Genomic DNA, 14995 nt, shown 5'->3' on the forward strand with positions numbered 1-14995 from the left:
TTGGTCCTTACTTCTACAGCCTCGGTAACCCGCCCATGCGCATCCTGCCCCTGATCACTCTCTGCCTTGTCCTGACCGCCTGCGGCATCAAGGGGGCATTGGAGCTCCCCCAGCCTGTCAAACCCGGCACGACGCAATCACCCCCTGCAGGCAGGCCTTGATTCTCCTTTGCATTTTAGCCGTATCCGCATGACCTCCTGCCCGCATGGGCAAGTGCATTCCGTTACGTCCTCTGGCCGCGCCGTTGGCTGCCTGCTGATGGTAGAAAGACTGTTGAGACACACAGGCTCCTGTTCAAGGAACAGGGCTATCGGCCGATAAAGTCGCTGTTGACCTGCTGCCCTGCGCCTTTCGGCGCTGCATCTGTCACTTGCAACACGACACCGGGTCACGGGAGACGTTACATGGTAACCAAGACAGCTGATGACGAGTTGCTGTTCGCCGGAGATCCGGCCGAGCGCCCTGTCGGCAAACAATCGGGCCATCCGCCCCCATGGCGAGTCTTGATTGTTGACGACGATCCCGACGTTCACACCACGACCACCTTCGCCTTGCGGGGAACGGAGATCCTGGGCCGTGCGATTACCTTTCTGCACGCAGACTCCGCCGCTCAAGCGCGTGACATCCTCACGAATGATCGCGACATAGCCGTCATTCTTCTCGACGTCGTGATGGAAGAAGAGGACTCCGGCCTCAAACTGGTCCGCATCATCCGCGAAGACTTCGGCATGGGCGAAACCCGTATCATCCTGCGCACGGGGCAACCAGGCTATGCCCCGGAAATGGACGCCATTCGCGACTATGACATCAACGACTACAAGACCAAGTCGGAGCTCACCCGCAACAAGCTATTCACGGCGCTGACCTCGGCCGTTCGCTCCTATCGGCAGATCCGAACCATCAATGAAAATCGACGTGGTCTGGATCTGATTGTCCGCGCCAGCGGCGAATTGCTCGCGTTATCAGGCATCCGCAACTTCGCTGCGGGGATCATCACTCAAATGTCAGCCTTGCTTGGAGTGATGCCAGAAGGTCTGATCTGTGTCCAGAGGCCGCCAGAGATAGAGCTTGCTGAAGATGGCACGCTGGTTATTGCCGCAGCCGGCAGGTATGCCTCACTGATCAATCTGCCGATAGATGAGATCGGTAATGAACGCGTCTTCAACAGCCTCAATCGCTGCCTGGATGAAGAACACCACATTTTCGAAGCTGATAGCACGACCTTGTTTTTCGGCAGCCGGACACACCGCAACATGGCTGCCTATCTGGATGCTCCGATCGACATTGATGACAGCAGCCGACAGCTGCTTGAAGTCTTCTGCACCAACATTTCAATTGGGCTGGAGAACACGCTCCTGTTCTCGCAGCTTCACGATTACGCATATTTCGACTCGCTGACAGGCCTGCCCAACCGTCGCAGTCTGATCAACAAGCTCGACGAGCGCCTGCTTGGCGGCGAGCGGGGCCGCTACAGTCTTGCACTCATAGATCTGGACGGCTTTGCCGAAACCAATGACGCACTGGGACATCAATACGGAGATGAACTGCTGAAGGCCGTCGCTGAACGTATCCGCAGCATTCTCGGACCGCAATGCACCCTGGCTCGTCTGTCGGCCGACACGTTTGCTGTGCTGGGGCAGATTGAGCTGCTGCTTCCCGCCAACCTTCAGGCGTTGTTCCGCGATGCATTTGTAATTCAGGAACAAGAGCTCATGATCGCCTCCACGATGGGCATCGCTCATCTTGTGGATGTTGACGGCAATGGCGCCGAAGCGCTCAAGGATGCCTACCTTGCCTTGCGCCGGGCAAAAACTCACGCCCGTGGAGAATACATGTTCTTCACACGTGATATGGCCACCGAAATTCGCGAACGCTCAAAGCTGATGCAAGCCCTGCGCGTAGCCATTGAAAGACAGCGCCTGTTTTTGTGCTACCAACCACAGATTTCTCTCGTAACAGGTCAGGTCATAGGGCTCGAGGCCTTGCTGCGCTGGAGAGCTGAAGATGGCCGCCTGATCGAACCAAGTCGCTTCATTCCGATCGCGGAACACTCTGGCATGATCGTGAGTATCGGAGACTGGGTTCTGCGCATGTCCTGTTTCCAGCAGGCCGAACTGTCCCGGCATGGCTTCAAGAATCTCTCCATGGCGATCAACGTCTCGGTCGGGCAATTCCGCCATCCACGCTTCCTGGCTGCGCTGCAGGGAGCCTTGGCGGATAGCGGCGTTGATCCGCGCCTGATCGAACTGGAAATCACGGAGTCCATGGCGATGGAAGAAGCCGACCTGCTGGCCAAGACGCTGGACAGCATCAAAGGACTGGGCGTGCGGATCGCCATTGATGACTTTGGTACCGGTTTTTCATCTCTGTCCTACCTGCAGCGCCTGCAGGTCGATCGTTTGAAAATCGACAGAGCTTTCGTCGCGGAAATCACCCATAGCGAACGTGCACGTCGCATTCCCGAACTCGTCATCCAGCTGGGGCACAAGCTGGGCTTGACTGTACTGGCCGAAGGCGTTGAAGAGCAAGAGCAGGCCGATATCCTGCTTCAACTTGGCTGCGAGGATGCGCAAGGCTTCTATTACGCCCGCCCGATGGAACCGCAACAACTGATTGACTGGCTGCGCGCCTACCCGGTATGTAGCCCGGACGGCGGCGCTCCAAACGACGCATAAACCGTTATCCAGCAAGTCTACAAGACCCGAGCAGGAGGAGTAGCACCGTGCAGTTCACCGTCCGACGTGCAGTCATCATTGCCGTATTGCTGGGCATGCTGCTGCCGGCGATTATCGCCGGGCTGGTTCTCGCGCGCTTTTTCTACAGTGACAAACTCAATACTGAGGTCACGCGCAGCCTGGAACACAACACGGATGTGATTGCCCTCGGAGTCCGCGAAAGCCTGTGGGCGCTGGACAAGGACTCTGCCACCGCCCTGGTTGAAGCACTGATGAAAGACCCCGCGCTGGTCAGTATTGAGGTTCTTGATCCACGGCTTGGAAAATTTGTCTTCCGCGAAGCTCCAGAACGCCGCGAGGGCCAGATTCACGCCTTGGAACGGCCGGTCTTGCACCGTGGCGAAACAATTGGCCGGATTCGCCTTGAGCTGAGTGAGGCCCCCCTGAAGCAGAGCCTGCAAACCCAGCTACTTACCTCGACTGGGGTCCTCAGTCTGCAACTGATTGTCAGCGTAGCGCTGATTCTTTTCGTCCTGCAGCGCAGAGTCGGACGTCCGCTATTGCGACTGAGCGATGAGGCTGCAGCGCTGGCCCGTGGAGAACTCGACAAGCCCATACAGCCCCTGCGGGCTGACGAAATCGGCCAGGTCGAATCCCAGCTCGAAGTCACACGCCAGGCCCTGCAGGGTCTGTTCCGCACTCTGGAGCAGAAAAATCGCGCGCTGGAGGTCGATTTGCGCGAACGCATGCGTGTTGAGGCCGCCCTGCGTGATCGTGAACAACGCCTGCGCACGCTGGTTGAACAAAGTCCGCTGGCGGTTATCGAATTTGATCTGGGTTGGCATATCTTGGACTGGAACGACGCGGCCGTACGCATTTTCGGCTGGCGCCGCGAAGAGGTGCTCGGGCGCCATGCCAGCATACTCATGTCGCGCATCCAGCCTCTGCCCGAAGACAGCCTCAACCAGCAACTGGATCGTGCCATAACCGACGCACATATCAAGCTGCGCTGCGGGCGTGCCGACCAGGCTCAAATCGTCTGTCAATGGTACAACAGCCTGATCCGGGACTCTTCTGGTGCGGGGCAGCGGATCGTGGCAATGGTCGAAGACATTACCGAACGCCAACGCTCCGACGACGAGATCCGCCGGCTGGCCACGGTGGTGCGCCTGACCACCAATCTGGTAGCGCTGACGGGTGCTGACGGTCGTATCGAATGGTTCAACCAGGCTTTTGAAGAACGTTGCGCCGGTGCGGGAGAAAGCGTACTGGGCGCCCACCTGGGTGATGTCCTGCGCGGGCAGGCCGGTCCTGAAGGGAGTGCCCGCATCCCGGAATTTGAAGCAGCAATGCTCAACGGGCAGATGCTCAGCGGTCTGGAACTGTCGCTCTCCAGCCCCGTCGGCGAGAACCGCTGGGTTTCGCTTGAATTGCAACCCATTCGTGGCGATGGCGAACACGTACTGCAATGGGTTGCCTTGCTCACTGACATCACCGATCGTCGCGCCATGGCCGACGCTCTGCGCAATCTGGCCCGGATTGATGCCGATGTCGAATCAGCAGCCTTTTTTGAAGATTTGCTCTTGATTCTTGCGCGCGGCGCAGGCGCCCAGGCCGCCTACCTTGCGACCCATGACAAAGACAGCTTCACCATCCAGGCAAACTGGACATCTCCAGGCTGGTCAATCGTTCCAGGACGCCATCCACTTCGTGGCACCCTCGGTGGCCGGGTCAGCACGGACGGCCCGCTCATGCTCAAGCACCATGCCTACGAAGCCATCAGCCGCGATCCTGCCCTGTTTGGCAGCACCCGAACCGAAGCCCTGATCATCGAGCCCATCATTGATAGCTCGGAGCACACCCTGGGGCACATCCTGATGCTCTTTGAGAACCCGCTCAGTCAGGCTGCCGGTGTGCAATCACTGATCGAGCTCGGTGCCGCGCGCGCCGCCACCGAGATGCTGCGTCAGCGCACCCTGCAGGCCCTGCAGCACAGCGAACAGAAATTCTTTTCAATTTTCCAGTACGCCCCGATCCCGATTGCCCTGCTGCGCCGGTCGGACAGCATCTGCCTAGATCTGAACCCATCCTTCCTTGCCCATTTCGGTTATCAGCGCGCTGACATCATTGGCCGCACCGTCGCTGAAACCCCGATCTATGTTGACCTTGCCGAACGCCAGTGGGTGCTGGATCTGCTCGCCAGCGCAGGAGAAGTCTCCGGCGCCGAAATGCGCCTGCGCACCCATGATGGAGACATCCGCGACTGCCAGATCTACGTCCGCCCGGTCACCATGGGGGAGGATGCCTGTCTGCTGGTCGCTACCGTTGATGTCTCCCCGCTGCTGGAAGCGCAACGGCAGGTTGAAGAGCTCAACCAGTCACTGGAACGCCGCGTTGTCGAGCGCACCCACGCGCTGGCTGACGCCAACGCCGAACTGGAAAAAACTCTTGAACGCCTCAAGCGGACCCTCGATGAACTCGTGCGTTCTGAAAAACTCGCCGCGCTGGGGTCACTGGTTGCCGGTATCGCTCACGAACTGAATACGCCAATCGGCAATAGCCTGATGGTGGCCAGCACCCTGCGCGACTCCAACCAGACCTTCCGTGCCGAACTCGCTGCCGGTCTGCGTCGCTCCACGCTGGACACACACATCGCCGAATCGGACACCGCCGCTGACATTCTGATGCGCAATCTGGGTCGCGCAGCAGAGTTGATCTCCAGTTTCAAGCAGGTCGCGGTAGATCAGACCAGCTCACAACGGCGCAAATTCGATCTGGCCGAAGTCGTCGGCGAAATCATCGTCACCATGCACCCGGTATTCCGCAAGACCCGCTTTTGCGTTGACTGCCAGATTCCTCCGGGCATTCAGCTTGACAGCTACCCCGGCCCCTTCGGTCAGGTCGTTGCCAATCTGCTTAACAACGCCATCCTGCATGCTTTTGAAGGGCGTACAGAGGGCCAGATCACTCTCAGCGTTGAAATGGAAGGTAGCGATCACATCCTCTTCCATTGCCGTGACAACGGGATCGGTATCAGCCCGGAGAACCTGCGCCGGATCTTCGATCCATTTTTCACCACCAAGCTGGGACGCGATGGTACGGGCCTGGGGCTGAACATCGTGCACAACATCATCACCGGCATTCTGGGTGGTGAAGTCCGGGTAAGCAGCACGCTTGGGCAAGGCAGCCTCTTTACCCTGCATCTGCCATTGCGCGCCCCTGCCGCAGAGCAGCCACCAGAGCCTCTCTCAGGCTCCCTTGCCTGAAGACGCACGACTGGCGGTCATCACCCCGAGCACGACCAGCAAACCTCCGCCAATACTGGCCCACAGCACAGGTTCGCCCAGCAACAAGGCCGACAGCAGCACGCCAAACACGGGCACCAGATTGGTAAATTGCGTCGCACGTGCTGCACCGATTGCCGCCACCGCCTGGCTGTACCAGACAAACGACAACGCGGTACCCAGCAAGCCCATGTACGCAATGGCCCCCCACGCAGCCAGCGTTGGCAACTGCCAGTGCGCGGCTTGCCATTCAAAGCCAGCTGGCACCGCCAGCAGCACGGTACCGCACAGGATGGAGCAGAAAGTCAGGGACAGTGCGTCCAGCCCCTGTGCCCGATAACGCAAGATCAAGGTGTAGACCACCCACGCCACCACCGCACCAAAGATATACAACTCGCCAAGCCCCACCGCCCCGGCAAACAGGCTGGCGAGCTCCCCGTGCGAAACCACGATCACCGCACCGACGAACGACAGCAGCACACCCAGTACCTGCCGTGCAGCCCAGCGCGAGCGCTGCAGCCACTGCACGGCACACAGCGTCAGCACCGGACTGGCCGCCACCATCAACGCCGCACGGCTTGCCGAGACCTGCCCGAGCCCTGCAAAAAAGCCTGCGTTATAGGCAAAGATGCCGCTGGCCCCCAGCGTCAGCATCACTCCCCATTGACCGCGCCCCGGCCACACGATGCGCCGTCCGCTGCTCCATGCATACCCCAGCAAACCCACCAATGCAAAGCAGAAGCGCAGAGTAGCCGCTACAAAGTGCGGCATGGTCTGAGCCAGAAAGCGCCCGGCAATGAAGGTCCCCCCCCAGAACAGGGTGGTCAATACCAGACGCAGAAAAATGCCGCGTGGCACATCGACAGACATAGGCAGCTACAGAGTCAGGCCACGTGGCTTGCGCCCGGCCCTGGCTGCAAAGATGTCATAAAGCCAGCATGGCACATGCGCCAGCAGCCTCGCTACAACACCCATCTGCCAGGGAATCGTACTGCGCGCAGCACCGCCCTCGATCGCCCGGATGAAACGCAGCGCTGCATCGTCGGCATCAATGATGAACGGCATTGCGTAACGATTCACCGCCGTCATCGGCGTCCGGATATAGCCCGGCCGGATCTCGCTGACCCGCACGCCACTGCCACGCAGCTCAACCCGCAGGCTTTCCAGATAACGGCTCACCGCAGCCTTGGAAGCACTGTAGGCGCCAGCACCGGGAAGACCACGCACACCCGCCACCGAGGAGATTCCCACCAGCTGACCGGCGTGTGCACGGCGCATCGCCATGATGAAAGGCTGAAATGTCGCCACCATTCCAAGCAGGTTGGTACGCAACACGCGTTCGAACACGGCCAGATCGCCCTGCTCCTCGGTCAGCGTACCGGCCGATACTCCCGCGTTGGCAATCACCACATCCGGCAAACCGAAGCGCTCGATGAACTGACGCGCGGCAACTGCCAGCTGTTCCGGCGCAGTCACATCGGCCACGTAGATCCCGTGTTCACCGGGCAAGCCGGCCAGCAGCGCCTCCAGCGCCTCGGCACGCCGGGCCACCAGCCCAAGCGTAGCCCCGCGCGCGGCATAAGCTCGCGCCAAGGCCGCACCGATTCCACTGGAAGCGCCGGTGATGAATACGCGCTGCGGCGCGCTCACTTGCGAGCGGGTTTCTGTGCGGCCGGTGCAGGTGCGGCAGCCGGAGCTGGCGCAGCACCACGCATCTTGCCGATCAGCATGCTGGCGGTTACCAGAGATTGCGGGTCACCACCTTCGATCATGTACTTGCCATTGATCGCCAGTGCCGGTACGGCCATGACCTTGAATTCATTCGCCTGCTGCTCGGCGCGCTTGGCCTGTGCATCAACACTGAACGAACGCCAGGTGTCATTGAACTTGCGCACATCGACACCCTGCTTGGTCAGCCACTCATTACGCGCCTTTTCATCATCCAGCTTGACCCGGCCACGATGTACCGCATCAAACACGGCCGAATCCAGCTTGTCGGACAAACCCATGGCATTCAGCGTGATATAGATGCGCCCCAAGGCACCCCAGGCGGGGTTGCCAAAAGACACCGGCACGCGTTTGAACACCACATCCTTGGCCTGCTCGCTGCGCCACTTGGCCAGCAGAGGATCAAAGTGATCGCAATGCGAACAACCGTAAGAGAAGAACTCGACGACCTCGATCTGTCCGTTGCTGCCCCCTGGCTGCGACGGGTTCAGGGTCTGATAGGCCGGTTGCTGCTGGGCCTGGGCACTCATGCCGCCCAAAACCAGCAAGGCAGAGATGGCGAGAAATTTGAGGGTGTGACGACGTTGCATTATTGAAGTCTCCAGACTCGTTTCGATAAGACGCCCGATCGGGCGCTAAGGCTTGGACCGCACAATCGCAGCTTCTATCCCTTCGGTCGCCAGACGCGCCCGCATTGATTCGGCAGCATCCGCTGTAGCAAAGGTTCCCAGACGCACACGATAAAAAATTCCTTTGGCTGCCAGATCCACCCGCTGCACGCTAGCCTCGATGCCCATCAAGGCCAGCCGGGCTTTCAGATTGTCCGCATCCGACGGATTCTGATACGCCCCAGCCTGCAGATAGATCTTCTCCGGCACATCCTCGACAGGCTTGTCGAGCACCGGAGCCGAGGCGGCTTCGCCGCCCGGCAATATCTTGTAGAAATCGAATTTCGGCTTTTCCACCGGCCGGTCCCCCGGCTTGCCTGGCAGAACTATCGGCGCACTCTGGCCCGCCGGCGCGCCCTGAACCGGCCGCACCGGCTGGACCTCAGGCTTGCTGACAAAAGGCGTACGCCCGAAATTGATGTACAGCGCCAGGCCGGCTGCAATCGCAACCCCGATCAGCAAGCCGATCAACAGGCCTGACAGAGTATTGCCACGCTGGCTGCGCTGAGTACCGGTATTGCAGAGCATGCCACTCCCTTCGAAAAAGTTTGCCGAGTATAACCCGCAGCTGTTGTCTTGCCGCCAGGCCCCGCCAGCTCAGCTGCGCCGCATGATCCGGGCCACTGCCGCCTCGTACACACCCATGGGATCATCGCTGCGTTCGACGTCGGCGCCCAACTCGCGCACCACGCCATCCGCAAGGCTGTACATCCAGCCGTGCACGGTAATCTCCTGACCCCGTTCCCAGGCATCCCGCAACACCGTGGTTTCACAGACATTGAGCATCTGTTCCACCACATTCAGCTCGCACAAGCGCGCCGCGCGCTCGGTCACGTCGTCGACGCCGCCGAGCCAGTTCCGGTACTTGTCGCGCACGTCCTGCACATGTCGCAGCCAGTTATCCACCAATCCCATGCGCATGCCCTGCATCGCGGCCATCACGCCACCACAGCCGTAGTGGCCGACGATCAGGATGTGCTTCACCTTCAGCACATCGACCGCGTACTGGATCGTCGACAGACAGTTCAGATCGGTATGCACCACCACGTTGGCCACATTGCGATGCACGAAGACCTCGCCTGGCGCCAGTCCGATGATCTCGTTGGCCGGCACCCGGCTATCGGCGCAGCCGATCCACATGAATTCCGGATTCTGCTGGGAAACGAGGCGTGAGAAATACTCCGGATCGTTATCCCGCTCGTTCTGCGCCCAGGCACGGTTGCGCGCCAGCAAATCTTGCAGGGGAATGCTCATTCTGGTTTCTTTTTCTGTATGACCGAAGCCGGATTCTAGCGGAAGGTGGTGATTCCCTCGCCCGGCACCTCAAGCCTCGAAATCGCGCAGACGGGCCACATCGTGCACCCGGATGGTCTTGCCTTCGACCTCGACCAGCCCGGCACTGCTCAGATTGTGCAGGATGCGCGAAAAGGTTTCAGGCGTTACCGACAGGCGCGAGGCCAGCACCTGCTTGCTGGTCGGCAGATCGATTTCCAGCGCGCCAGCCTTGTCCTCGGCCCCGGCCTCGCCCAGCAGGTAACCGATCAGGCGCTGGGTCGAAGAACGCAGCGCGTAGCCTTCCACGTCCTTGACCAGCGAATGCAGGCGCAGCGACAGGCCGGCAAGCATCTTGCGGGCGAACAGCTTGTCGGTATCGATCAGCTCCTGCACCGGCTCGCGCGGCACGCCCAGCACCAGCGAATCGGTCAGCGCCTCGGCCGTCACCGGGAAGGGCCGGCCAAGGAACATCACCGCCTCGCCGAAACTCATGTGCGCCGGAATCAGCTCCAGCACCTTCTCGTTGCCATTCGGTGCCGTCACCGCCAGCTTGATCTGGCCATGCGCGACCAGATAGAAGCCGGTGCAGGGCGAATTCTGGCGGAACAGCACCTCGCCGCGCGCCAGACGATGCTCGGTCACGCTCCCCGCAATGCGGTCGAGCGACTCCACATCCACCGCGGCAAACAGCGGCAAACGGCCCAGCAGGCCACGCACATCGGTTTTGAGTTGTTTTTCCATCGGGGCACCAGTACTGCAAAATGTCGGGGTGCCATAACGTAACACAGCCCACTCACTCCTCCGACCCCACGCATGCCCGCCCTTCACTGCGACATTTTCTGCAAGGTCATCGACAACTACGGCGACATTGGCGTGTGCTGGCGACTCGCCCGCCAGCTCGCCACCGAGCATGGGCTGCACGTGCGTCTGTGGGTGGATGATCTGGCGGTGTTCGCGCTCCTTGATGCCCGTGTGGATGCCCGCTCAGCCACGCAATGCGTCGCCGGCGTGCAGATCTGCGCGTGGGACGAGGCCATCCGCGCCGAAGCCGCTGACATCGTCATCGAAGCCTTCGCCTGCGATCCGCCGGACGCCTACATCGCCGCGATGGCCGCACGGGCGCACAAACCGGCATGGATCAACCTTGAATACCTCACCGCCGAAAACTGGGCTGCCGACAGCCACGGTCTACCCTCACCGCATCCACGCCTGCCCTTGGTAAAACACTTCTTCTTCCCCGGCTTCACGCCAGATACCGGCGGCCTGCTCTGCGAAGCAGCATTGGGCGATGATCTTCAGGCATTCAGGCTGGACAGGCGCGCGCAGCAAGACTTCTGGAGCACGCTGCTCGAAGAGCCGCTTCCGGAGCGGGTCTTGAAGGCATCCCTGTTCGCCTACGAGAACACGGCCATTCCCGGCCTGCTCGATGCCTGGGCGCAAGGCGAGCGCGAAATCCTCTGCGCCGTCACCGCCGGGCGGCATGTGCCGCAGGTGCGGGCCTGGCTCGCCAGCCGCCCGGATCCGCAATCCATGCAACAGAGTCGCCTGCGGCTGGGCTTTCTGCCCTTCCTGCCCCAACCGGACTACGACCGCCTGCTTGCCGCCTGCGACCTGAATTTCGTGCGCGGCGAGGATTCCTTCGTGCGCGCCCAGTGGGCTGCACAACCGTTCGTCTGGCACATCTACCAGCAGGAAGAAGGCGTGCATCAGGCCAAGCTGGCGGCTTTTCTGGATCTGTACTGTGCTGATCTGGAACCGGCAGAGAGCGCCGCCCTGCGCGGCTTCTGGCAAGCCTGGGAAGACGGGAAAGATGCCGGCACACACTGGCCGGCCCTGCTTGCCGCCCTGCCGGGCCTGCAGGCCCACGCCGAAAAATGGGCAAAAAATCTTGTTTCACAGGGCGATCTTGCATCCAAGCTGCTGATTTTTTGCAAAAACTTGCTAGAATGCCCGGCTCTGTAAATCTAGTCAGGCGCTCGTGGGCGCCGTTTTAAGGTGTCCTTATGAAAACCGCTCAAGAACTCCGCGTCGGCAACGTCGTGATGGTTGGCGCCGATGCACTGGTCGTGCAGCGCGCCGAATACTCCAAGGGTGGCCGCAACGCCGCTCAGGTGAAGATGAAGTTCAAGAACCTGCTGACCGAAGCCGGTTCCGAATTCGTTTACAAGGCTGACGACAAGTTCGAAGTCGTCTCGCTGGATCGCAAGGAAGTGACCTACTCGTACTTCGCCGACCCGATGTACGTGTTCATGGACGAAGAGTACAACCAGTACGAAATCGAGCCGGACAACATGACCGACGCGCTGAAGTATCTGGAAGACGGCCTGAAGTGCGAAGTCGTGTTTTATAACGAAAAAGCCATCTCGGTCGAACTGCCGACCTCCGTGGTCCGCGTGGTCGAGTACACCGAGCCTGCTGTCAAAGGTGACACCTCCGGCAAGGTCATGAAGCCGGCACGCCTGTCCACCGGTTTTGAACTGCCGGTGCCGGCCTTTGTCGAAATCGGTGACAAGATCGAAATCGACACCCGCACCGACGAGTACAAGAGTCGCGTGAAGTAAGCACAGCCTGCATTGCATCAAGAAAAAGGGGCTGGCAACAGCCCCTTTTCTTTTGTGTGCAGCACTCTGGAGAACCCACCCATGCAACCTCGCATCATCCTCTCAACGCTGGATTACGACCGCCTCCACGCCCTGCTCGATTCGCCTGCGACACGCGGGGTGGCCGCGGCCGATTCGCTGCGGCTTGAACTTGATCGTGCCGACGTGCTGGAACCTGCCGTCCTGCCACCCGACGTGGTCAGCATGAACTCCACGGTGCGCTTCGTCTTCGATCCGGAGCCCGAGGAATACGAATACACCCTGTCCTGGCCGCGCGACGCCGAGCTGACAGACAAGGCACGCATCTCGGTGTTCACCCCCATTGGTGCGGCCCTGCTGGGCCTGCGCGTGGGCGACGCCATTGACTGGATGGTGCCTAGCGGCAAGACTGTGCGCCTGCGGGTGACCGAACTGCTGCTGCAGCCCGAGCGCAGCGGCGCAGAGCTCGGTCAATAAACTCAAGCCGGACAGCTTCACGGAGAAACATGATGCGCAAGATCCTGATCCTCGGTGTGTGTGTTCTGCTCGCGGCCTGCTCCGGCCAGAGCGTCAAGGAAGGGGCCAAATCGGCCAGCGGTGAAGTGGCCGGTGGCGCCAAGGCGGTGGCCGGAGGTGCCGTCGAAGCGGCCAAGGTCGTCAAGGATACGGCCGTCGAGGTCTATCACGGCGCCGCCGACGTCGGCAAAACCATCGGCAAGGATGCGGCGGACGTGGGCCGGGAAACCGGCAAGAAGGCCAAGGAAACCTTTACCAAGTAAGGCCCGGGGGTCTCATCGCGGCGCAGACCGGCCCCTCCAATGCCCTCTCTGCAAAGCCGCTTCTGGCCTGCTTCTACAGGCAGACATCCTGCAGACCGGCATCTGGCATGACTCTCAAGGCACGCCGCCCGGAGAACAGCTCCACAAGCGGCTCTTCAGCCTCCTCCTTGCACTGGCACATCTGTTACACGGATCAGCGCCTGCACGAAACCCTGGACACGCGGCGAATCTTCGCCGCTTCGGGTCGCCAAAGCCATTACCAGATCGGCGCCTTCATCCGTGAGCGGCACGAAGCTCACACCCCCCAGACGCAACATCGCCATCGGTGCCGACAGCACGGCAACCCCCATGCCGGCAGCCACCAGCCCGATCTGTGTGAGGGCTTCGCGAGCCTCCTGCGTCACTCTGGGAACGAAGCCGGCAGCGGCGCAAAGCTGGTTCACGTAATCCACCAGACTGGCACCGGAGCCCGCCGGATAACCGATGAAGGATTCGTCGCGGCACTCGGCAATCGACACCTCGGGCAGGCTTGCCAGACGGTGATCTTCCGGCACGATCAGGCACAGGCGGTCACGCCGCAATTCCAGCAGACGCAGCCCCGCTGGAGCAAGCACCTCATTGAACCGCACGAAGCCGATATCGAGCTCACCACGCTGCAGGGCCGCGAACTGGGCGTGGGTATACATCTCGCGCAGGCGCAGGGTCACTCCCCGGAAATCTTCGCGATAGGCTTTCAGCACCTGGCGCATCTCGCCGATCAGCACTCCGCTGGAGGTGAATCCGATGCGCAGCTCACCGGATTCACCGCGTGCAATGCGCTGCAGTTCATCGGCGACTCCAGCGCTGGCACCCAGGATCTCGCGAGCCCGCCCCAGCAGATGCTGGCCGGCTTCAGTCAGTTGCACACTGCGTTTGGTGCGGTGGAAGAGCGTAACGCCCAGCTCGGCCTCCAGCGCCTGAATCTGCTGGGACAAGGGCGGCTGGCCGATGTGCAGGCGCGCCGCCGCGCGAGTGAAGTGCAGCTCTTCGGCAACGGCCAGAAAATAACGCAGATGACGCAACTCCACTCATATCTCCAGACGATTAATTCATCCTGAAATATATATTGGACAGGGTGTTACGCCAAACCTAAGATCATCGCCATTCCGCTTTCCTGCCCGGAGCCTTTCATGACCGACCGCTACGCCATCATCGGCAACCCCATCGCCCAGGCCAAGTCGCCTGCCCTGCAGAGTGCCTTCGCCAGACAGTGCGGACAGGACATGGAGTACGGTGCGATCCTCGGCGAGCTGGATGGCTTCGCAGCGGCGGTGCGCGCATTCCAGCAAAGCGGCGGCAAGGGCATGAACATCACCATGCCCTTCAAGCTTGAAGCCTTCGAACTGGCCGACGAGCTGACTCCGCGTGGCCGCGCGGCCGGCGCGATCAACATGTTCACGCTGCGCGCCGACGGCACGATCCTCGGCGACAACACCGACGGCTTCGGCATCATGCGCGACATCACCCACAACCTCGGCCGCTCGCTCAAGGGCGCACGCGTGCTGTTGCTGGGCGCCGGTGGCGCGGTGCGCGGCACCCTGCTGCCGCTCTTCGACGAACAGCCGGCGGAAATCTTCATCGCTAACCGTACCGCCAGCAAGGCCGTGGAGCTGGCCGCCGAATTCGGCGCACAGGCTCGCGGCATCCGGCTTGCCGGCGGCGGTTTCGCCGACATCGCCGGACGCTTCGATGTGGTCATCAACGGTTCGGCGTCTTCCATGACCAACGATGTGCCACCTTTGCCCGCCGGCGTGTGGGACCAGGATTCGCTGGCCTATGACATGGCTTACAAGAAAGAGCCAACTGCCTTCGTGCTCGCCGCACGGGCGGCCGGTGTCGGCCAGACCGCCGACGGGCTGGGCATGGTGGTCGAACAGGGCGCCGAGTGCTTCTTCCTGTGGCGCGGCCAGCGCCCGGATACCGCTCCAGTCATCGCCGCGCTGCGTGTGGCGTGATTCCTGTGGGAGC

General features: G+C 61.1%; 15 protein-coding genes. 8 read left to right on the forward strand and 7 right to left on the reverse strand.

Going from position 1 to position 14995, the window contains the following annotated elements; translation table 11 throughout:
* The first annotated feature begins 35 nt into the window (after nucleotides 1-35).
* From Q9Q94_RS18015 to Q9Q94_RS03720, 3 genes are all read left to right on the forward strand, one after another.
* Nucleotides 36-161 carry a lipoprotein gene (locus tag Q9Q94_RS18015; protein ID WP_371929814.1) on the forward strand — a complete coding sequence of 42 codons (126 nt, stop codon included), beginning with the start codon at nucleotides 36-38 and terminating at the stop codon, nucleotides 159-161.
* A gap of 243 nt (nucleotides 162-404) precedes the next feature.
* Nucleotides 405-2675, forward strand: coding sequence for an EAL domain-containing protein (locus Q9Q94_RS03715; protein WP_305978668.1), 2271 nt, complete (start codon nucleotides 405-407; stop codon nucleotides 2673-2675).
* A 47-nt stretch (nucleotides 2676-2722) separates the two neighbouring features.
* Nucleotides 2723-5941 (forward strand): PAS domain S-box protein, encoded by a 3219-nt coding sequence (locus tag Q9Q94_RS03720; protein ID WP_305978669.1) that lies wholly within the window; start codon nucleotides 2723-2725, stop codon nucleotides 5939-5941.
* Here Q9Q94_RS03720 and Q9Q94_RS03725 read toward each other — a convergent pair.
* From Q9Q94_RS03725 to Q9Q94_RS03750, 6 genes are all read right to left on the reverse strand, one after another.
* Nucleotides 5924-6829, reverse strand: a complete 906-nt coding sequence (locus Q9Q94_RS03725; protein WP_305978670.1) for a DMT family transporter — start codon at nucleotides 6827-6829, stop codon at nucleotides 5924-5926. The two genes, Q9Q94_RS03720 and Q9Q94_RS03725, sit on opposite strands and share 18 nt — an antisense overlap.
* 6 nt (nucleotides 6830-6835) lie before the next feature.
* Nucleotides 6836-7609: an SDR family oxidoreductase gene (locus Q9Q94_RS03730; RefSeq protein WP_305978671.1), complete on the reverse strand. Its 774-nt coding sequence runs from the start codon at nucleotides 7607-7609 to the stop codon at nucleotides 6836-6838.
* A complete protein-coding gene (locus Q9Q94_RS03735) occupies nucleotides 7606-8277 on the reverse strand; it encodes a thiol:disulfide interchange protein DsbA/DsbL (protein ID WP_305978672.1) in 672 nt (223 codons plus the stop codon). Before Q9Q94_RS03735 ends, Q9Q94_RS03730 begins: the two co-directional genes overlap by 4 nt.
* A 45-nt stretch (nucleotides 8278-8322) precedes the next feature.
* Nucleotides 8323-8883, reverse strand: coding sequence for an SPOR domain-containing protein (locus Q9Q94_RS03740; protein WP_305978673.1), 561 nt, complete (start codon nucleotides 8881-8883; stop codon nucleotides 8323-8325).
* A 69-nt stretch (nucleotides 8884-8952) separates the two neighbouring features.
* On the reverse strand, nucleotides 8953-9609 hold the full coding sequence (gene can, locus Q9Q94_RS03745; protein ID WP_305978674.1) for a carbonate dehydratase: 657 nt from the start codon (nucleotides 9607-9609) through the stop codon (nucleotides 8953-8955).
* A 69-nt stretch (nucleotides 9610-9678) separates the two neighbouring features.
* On the reverse strand, nucleotides 9679-10371 hold the full coding sequence (locus Q9Q94_RS03750; protein ID WP_305978675.1) for a Crp/Fnr family transcriptional regulator: 693 nt from the start codon (nucleotides 10369-10371) through the stop codon (nucleotides 9679-9681).
* 72 nt (nucleotides 10372-10443) lie between these two features.
* Here Q9Q94_RS03750 and earP point away from each other — a divergent pair, with 72 nt between their 5' ends.
* The 4 genes from earP to Q9Q94_RS03770 all read left to right on the forward strand — a co-directional run bounded on the left by earP (nucleotide 10444) and on the right by Q9Q94_RS03770 (nucleotide 12988).
* Entirely contained in the window at nucleotides 10444-11592 is a 1149-nt protein-coding gene (gene earP, locus Q9Q94_RS03755) for an elongation factor P maturation arginine rhamnosyltransferase EarP (protein ID WP_305978676.1), read from the forward strand.
* A gap of 41 nt (nucleotides 11593-11633) precedes the next feature.
* Nucleotides 11634-12191: an elongation factor P gene (gene efp, locus Q9Q94_RS03760; protein WP_305978677.1), complete on the forward strand. Its 558-nt coding sequence runs from the start codon at nucleotides 11634-11636 to the stop codon at nucleotides 12189-12191.
* A gap of 81 nt (nucleotides 12192-12272) precedes the next feature.
* Nucleotides 12273-12686: a nucleoside diphosphate kinase regulator gene (rnk, locus tag Q9Q94_RS03765; RefSeq protein WP_305978678.1), complete on the forward strand. Its 414-nt coding sequence runs from the start codon at nucleotides 12273-12275 to the stop codon at nucleotides 12684-12686.
* 29 nt (nucleotides 12687-12715) lie between these two features.
* The gene (locus tag Q9Q94_RS03770) at nucleotides 12716-12988 is read left to right on the forward strand and encodes a hypothetical protein (protein ID WP_305978679.1); all 273 of its coding nucleotides are present in this window, start codon (nucleotides 12716-12718) and stop codon (nucleotides 12986-12988) included.
* A gap of 155 nt (nucleotides 12989-13143) precedes the next feature.
* Here the strand turns inward: Q9Q94_RS03770 and Q9Q94_RS03775 are convergent, their stop codons facing one another.
* Nucleotides 13144-14055, reverse strand: a complete 912-nt coding sequence (locus Q9Q94_RS03775; protein ID WP_305978680.1) for a LysR substrate-binding domain-containing protein — start codon at nucleotides 14053-14055, stop codon at nucleotides 13144-13146.
* A gap of 102 nt (nucleotides 14056-14157) precedes the next feature.
* On the opposite strand from Q9Q94_RS03775, the gene aroE reads away from it, so the two are divergent.
* Entirely contained in the window at nucleotides 14158-14982 is an 825-nt protein-coding gene (aroE, locus tag Q9Q94_RS03780; protein ID WP_305978681.1) for a shikimate dehydrogenase, read from the forward strand.
* Nucleotides 14983-14995 lie beyond the last annotated feature (13 nt).

The organism is Uliginosibacterium sp. 31-16 (assembly GCF_030730865.1).
Classification (GTDB): Bacteria; Pseudomonadota; Gammaproteobacteria; order Burkholderiales; family Rhodocyclaceae; genus Uliginosibacterium.

What these genes read in the sequence shown, in the direction of transcription:
- earP (WP_305978676.1), top strand. Translation starts at nt 10,444, where the DNA reads ATGCCCGCCCTTCACTGCGACATTTTCTGCAAGGTCATCGACAACTAC.
- efp (WP_305978677.1), top strand. Translation starts at nt 11,634, where the DNA reads ATGAAAACCGCTCAAGAACTCCGCGTCGGCAACGTCGTGATGGTTGGC.
- Q9Q94_RS03735 (WP_305978672.1), bottom strand. Translation starts at nt 8,277, where the DNA reads ATGCAACGTCGTCACACCCTCAAATTTCTCGCCATCTCTGCCTTGCTG.
- Q9Q94_RS03740 (WP_305978673.1), bottom strand. Translation starts at nt 8,883, where the DNA reads ATGCTCTGCAATACCGGTACTCAGCGCAGCCAGCGTGGCAATACTCTG.
- rnk (WP_305978678.1), top strand. Translation starts at nt 12,273, where the DNA reads ATGCAACCTCGCATCATCCTCTCAACGCTGGATTACGACCGCCTCCAC.
- aroE (WP_305978681.1), top strand. Translation starts at nt 14,158, where the DNA reads ATGACCGACCGCTACGCCATCATCGGCAACCCCATCGCCCAGGCCAAG.
- can (WP_305978674.1), bottom strand. Translation starts at nt 9,609, where the DNA reads ATGAGCATTCCCCTGCAAGATTTGCTGGCGCGCAACCGTGCCTGGGCG.
- Q9Q94_RS03715 (WP_305978668.1), top strand. Translation starts at nt 405, where the DNA reads ATGGTAACCAAGACAGCTGATGACGAGTTGCTGTTCGCCGGAGATCCG.
- Q9Q94_RS03750 (WP_305978675.1), bottom strand. Translation starts at nt 10,371, where the DNA reads ATGGAAAAACAACTCAAAACCGATGTGCGTGGCCTGCTGGGCCGTTTG.
- Q9Q94_RS03770 (WP_305978679.1), top strand. Translation starts at nt 12,716, where the DNA reads ATGATGCGCAAGATCCTGATCCTCGGTGTGTGTGTTCTGCTCGCGGCC.
- Q9Q94_RS18015 (WP_371929814.1), top strand. Translation starts at nt 36, where the DNA reads ATGCGCATCCTGCCCCTGATCACTCTCTGCCTTGTCCTGACCGCCTGC.
- Q9Q94_RS03725 (WP_305978670.1), bottom strand. Translation starts at nt 6,829, where the DNA reads ATGTCTGTCGATGTGCCACGCGGCATTTTTCTGCGTCTGGTATTGACC.